Origin of the sequence: Brooklawnia sp. (assembly GCF_032229645.1) — a bacterium.
In the GTDB taxonomy this organism is placed as follows: Bacteria; Actinomycetota; Actinomycetes; order Propionibacteriales; family Propionibacteriaceae; genus Brooklawnia.
In genome coordinates this window covers 1,398-5,278 of sequence record NZ_JAVTWX010000110.1, presented here as the reverse complement: position 1 = coordinate 5,278, position 3,881 = coordinate 1,398, and the positions used below count along the sequence as shown (strand labels likewise).

4 protein-coding genes are annotated in these 3,881 nt (G+C 65.3%); 3 read left to right on the top strand and 1 reads right to left on the bottom strand.

Annotated elements, in window-relative coordinates:
* Positions 1-1,850 (top strand): SEC-C metal-binding domain-containing protein (locus AAFP05_RS08265; RefSeq protein ID WP_341729382.1); only part of this gene is annotated, 1,850 nt, incomplete at its 5' end.
* A gap of 37 nt (positions 1,851-1,887) precedes the next feature.
* Here the strand turns inward: AAFP05_RS08265 and AAFP05_RS08260 are convergent.
* Complete coding sequence (locus AAFP05_RS08260; RefSeq protein WP_341729381.1) at positions 1,888-2,334, bottom strand: Rv3235 family protein; 447 nt, start codon at positions 2,332-2,334, stop codon at positions 1,888-1,890.
* Positions 2,335-2,563: 229 nt separating this feature from the next.
* On the opposite strand from AAFP05_RS08260, the gene AAFP05_RS08255 reads away from it, so the two are divergent.
* Together AAFP05_RS08255 and AAFP05_RS08250 are read left to right on the top strand one after the other, a co-directional pair.
* Complete coding sequence (locus AAFP05_RS08255; protein ID WP_341729380.1) at positions 2,564-3,040, top strand: hypothetical protein; 477 nt, start codon at positions 2,564-2,566, stop codon at positions 3,038-3,040.
* The gene (locus AAFP05_RS08250; RefSeq protein ID WP_341729379.1) at positions 3,040-3,867 is read left to right on the top strand and encodes a Ku protein; all 828 of its coding nucleotides are present in this window, start codon (positions 3,040-3,042) and stop codon (positions 3,865-3,867) included. The genes AAFP05_RS08255 and AAFP05_RS08250 overlap by 1 nt, the downstream gene beginning before the upstream one ends.
* Positions 3,868-3,881 lie beyond the last annotated feature (14 nt).

Sequence of the window (3,881 nt, the reverse complement as noted above, 5' to 3'; positions counted from 1 at the left end):
GCACGGCCAAGACCGAGGAGAGCGAGTTCCAGAAGATCTACGGCCTCGGCGTGCTCGAGATCCCGACCAACAAGCCGATGATCCGCGCCGATCAGACCGACCTGATCTATCGCACCGAGGCCGCGAAGTTCGATGCCATCGTCGCCGATGTGGCGGAGCGTCACGAGAAGGGCCAGCCGGTGCTGATCGGCACCGCGTCGGTCAACAAATCGGAGTTGCTCAGCAAGCAGTTGAAGAAGGCGGGCATTCCGCACGAGGTGCTGAACGCGAAGCAGCACGCGCGCGAGGCGTCGATCGTCGCGATGGCCGGACGCAAGGGTGCGGTCACGGTGGCCACCAACATGGCCGGTCGTGGTACCGACATCATGCTGGGCGGTAACCCGGAGTTCCTGGCCGACCAACTCCTTCAGGAGAAGGGCATCGATCCGGTCGACGACCGTGAGGGGTATGAGGCGCAATGGCCCGCGACGCTCAAGGAGCTGAGCAAGCAGGCCGAAGCCGAGCACGAAGAGGTCGTCGAGGCGGGCGGCTTGTATGTGGTGGGCTCTGAGCGCCACGAGTCCCGGCGTATCGACAATCAGCTGCGCGGCCGTTCCGGACGTCAGGGTGACCCCGGCGAAAGTCGCTTCTATCTCTCGCTCGAGGACGATCTGCTGAGGCTCTTCAAGGGTGAAGTCATCGAGCGGGCCATGGTCTCGCTGAACGTCCCCGACGACGAGCCCATCGAGATGAAGATGATCACCCGGGCCATCGAGAGCGCGCAGAAACAGGTCGAGGCGCAGAACTTCGAGATGCGCAAGAACGTCTTGAAATACGACGATGTGATGAACCGTCAGCGCCACGCCATCTACGGCGACCGCATGAAGGTGCTGGAGGGCACCCGGGTCGACGAGCAACTTCGCGGGACGGTGGAGCGGGTTGTGCGGGCCGGCGTGCAGGGCTTCACGAGCGGCCTTCCCGATGACTGGGATCTCGACGGTCTGTGGGAAGAGATGCGCAAGCTTTATCCGGTCACCCTCGACCAGGACGACTGGGAGTCCGTCGACGACGAGACCGAGCTGGCGGACGCGTTCGCACAGAACGCGTCCGAGGCCTATGACACCCGTGAGGAGACCCTCGGCGAAGAAAACATGCGTGAGCTCGAGCGGCAGGTCTGGCTGACGGTGCTCGATCGCAAGTGGCGCGAGCATCTCTACGAGATGGACTATCTGCGCGAGGGGATCGGTTTGCGGGCCATGGCCCAGCGCGATCCGCTGATCGAGTACCAGCGCGAAGGCGCTCAGATGTTCGATCAGATGCGCGATGGGTTTGCCGAGGAGGTTGTCGGCTATCTGTTCAATATCGACGTTCAGGTCGTCCCGGACGCGCAGGCCGGGCCGCAGCTGACTGCCGAAAGCGCCGCAGCGACCGCGAGCAAACTGGGTGCCGTGAAACTGGGGGCCGGCTCAGGAAACGCGGCGGTTGCGGGCGAGCAGCCGGCTGCCTCGGCCACCGAGGGTGAGGCCAGCGCTGCGGTCGCGGTCGCCGACGCGCAGCAGGACGCTACGGTTTCGCAGGGCCAGACCCAGGCCGCCGTCGAGGGCCAGACCCAGGCCAAGCGGGCAGCCAAGGACGAGAGCACCCAGGCCCCGAAGCGGGCAGCCAAGCTGCGGGTCAAGGGCGTCGAGACCGCCGCAGATCCGAGCAAGCTCAGCTACTCGGCGCCCGACGAGCAGGGCGACACCGATAGGCGGGGCGCGACGACCAAGAGCGCTGACCCCTATGCCGGGGTCGGCCGCAACCAGCCGTGCCCCTGTGGTTCGGGCAAGAAATTCAAGATCTGCCACGGGCGCAATCCCCAAGCCGCCTGAGCCGATCGAGATCCGATACCGCTGCCCGGTACGGCCCTTAGCGGGGCGTACCGGGCAGCAGCACGCTCAGCTGCGGGCAAGTCCATCGTCCGGCCAGCGTTGTCAGGGACAGGGTCGCGCACAGTCGACCGGTTTCGAAGTCGAAGTGCAGCTGGCCCTCGACGCGCCCCGGTGAAATCTCGATGAGTCTGAGTCGGCTGAGACGGATCCGGGCGCCGCGGTGCTGCCGGATCCAGGCGGCGAGTCGGCTGCACTCGTCCACGGTCAGCCACTGGCCGAGTTGTTTGGCGTTGCGGCGCCCAGTGAGTGTCTCTGTCAGGAGCCGCGCCACACCGTGGGCGACCGCCTCGGCCTGCGGCGGTACGGGCTTGGACGAGTGCGGGCTCGCTGGTCCGAACTCGGCGAGCTCGTCCCAGCCATGCATGCTGCGGTGCTGATCGAGGACACGACGTCGTCCGGCGGCGAGGGGCGGGGTGAATTCCATGCTTCAGCATGACCCAGACGTTGCCCAGAGTGGTGATCAGTCGGCCAATCTGTGGAAAACTCTGCTCTATTCGGGTTCCGATGCCGAAGATGGCGGTCTGTTTGCCTACCAGTCGGCCAGGCTGTGGAAAACTCTGCTCCGTTGGATCGGGTGGCCGGCGGCGTCCGGAAGCCTCGGAGCACTGGCGCGATCTCATAAACTCTAGGCAGGGCTACGCGAGGAGGACCCGATGGCAGAGCGAGTGCTGGTGTGCGTTCCGGCGAATGCCGAACAGGCGCGTCAGATCGCCGGCGGTCGGACGATCGAGGGGCCGTTGCAGGCATTCACTGCGAGCCCCGCGCTCTATGAGACTTTCGGTTTGCAGCCGTCGGACGATGAGCAGGCGGAATACGCGGCGATGCTACTGGCAGGGCTTTGGGCGTTAATTCATCACGGGGAGAGGCTGGTGCTGACCGCCATGGTCGATTCGCGGACGCTGTGCCCTGGAGGTGAGGCGGCCAATGGCGGTGCGAGTCTTAGTGAGCTCGAAGCATCGTCGGTTGAGGCTTGGTTCAGTGACGATGACGGCGCTGCGCTCGACGCGGTCCGCGCAGCGGTGGCCGGCCTGAGCCTGGATGACGCCTGGGAGGATCCGCGGGTGCAGACGCTGCATGCCGAGCACGATCTGGCCTGGCATTCGGTCACCGAGTTGTCCAAGGAGGCATGATGCCCAGGGCGATGTGGGAAGGCGCGATCTCGTTCGGGCTGATCGTCATCCCGGTCAAGCTCTACGGAGCAACCGAGGCCAAGGATGTGGCGCTGCATCAGGTGCACGGGGCCGATGGCGGACGAATCCGCTACCGCCGGGTCTGCGAGATCTGCGGGCAGGAGGTGCCTTACGACCAGATCAATCGGGGGTATACGGCCGCCGATGGACGCGTGGTTGTCCTCACGAAGGCCGATCTCGACCAGTTGCCGCTTGCCAGCAAGGGAACCGTCGAGATCGCGACCTTCGTGGACGAGTCGGAGATCGACCCCGTCTATTTCGAGAAGACGTATCTGATTGAAGCCAACGGCGTCGGCGTCAAGCCCTATGTGCTGCTGCGCGATGCCTTGACCAAGACCGGCAAGGCAGGCGTGGTCAAGGTGGCGCTGCGCACCCGCGAATCGTTGGCATTGATCAGGCCGCGCGGGGAGCTGCTGGTCATGGACACGATGCTGTGGCCCGATGAGGTGCGCGATCCATCGTTTGCTTCACCCGGGGACGATGTGCGTGCCAGCGAAGCCGAGGTGGGCATGGCCGAGATGTTCATCGACCAGATGTCCGGACGCTGGGAGCCGTCCGACTACACCGACAGCTACCGGGCGGCGCTGGAGGAGTTGGTCGCGGCCAAACTCGACGGCGCGGAGATTCCCGAGGTGCCTGAGGACCACGGCAGTGGGGAAGTGGTCGATCTGATGGCAGCATTGCGGGCGTCCGTGGCGGCGGCCAAGAAACGCGGCAAGAGTTCGTCCCTGGCAAATGCTGAGGACGAGGACGCGGCCGTCGGCTGAGGGTGAGGCCGTTG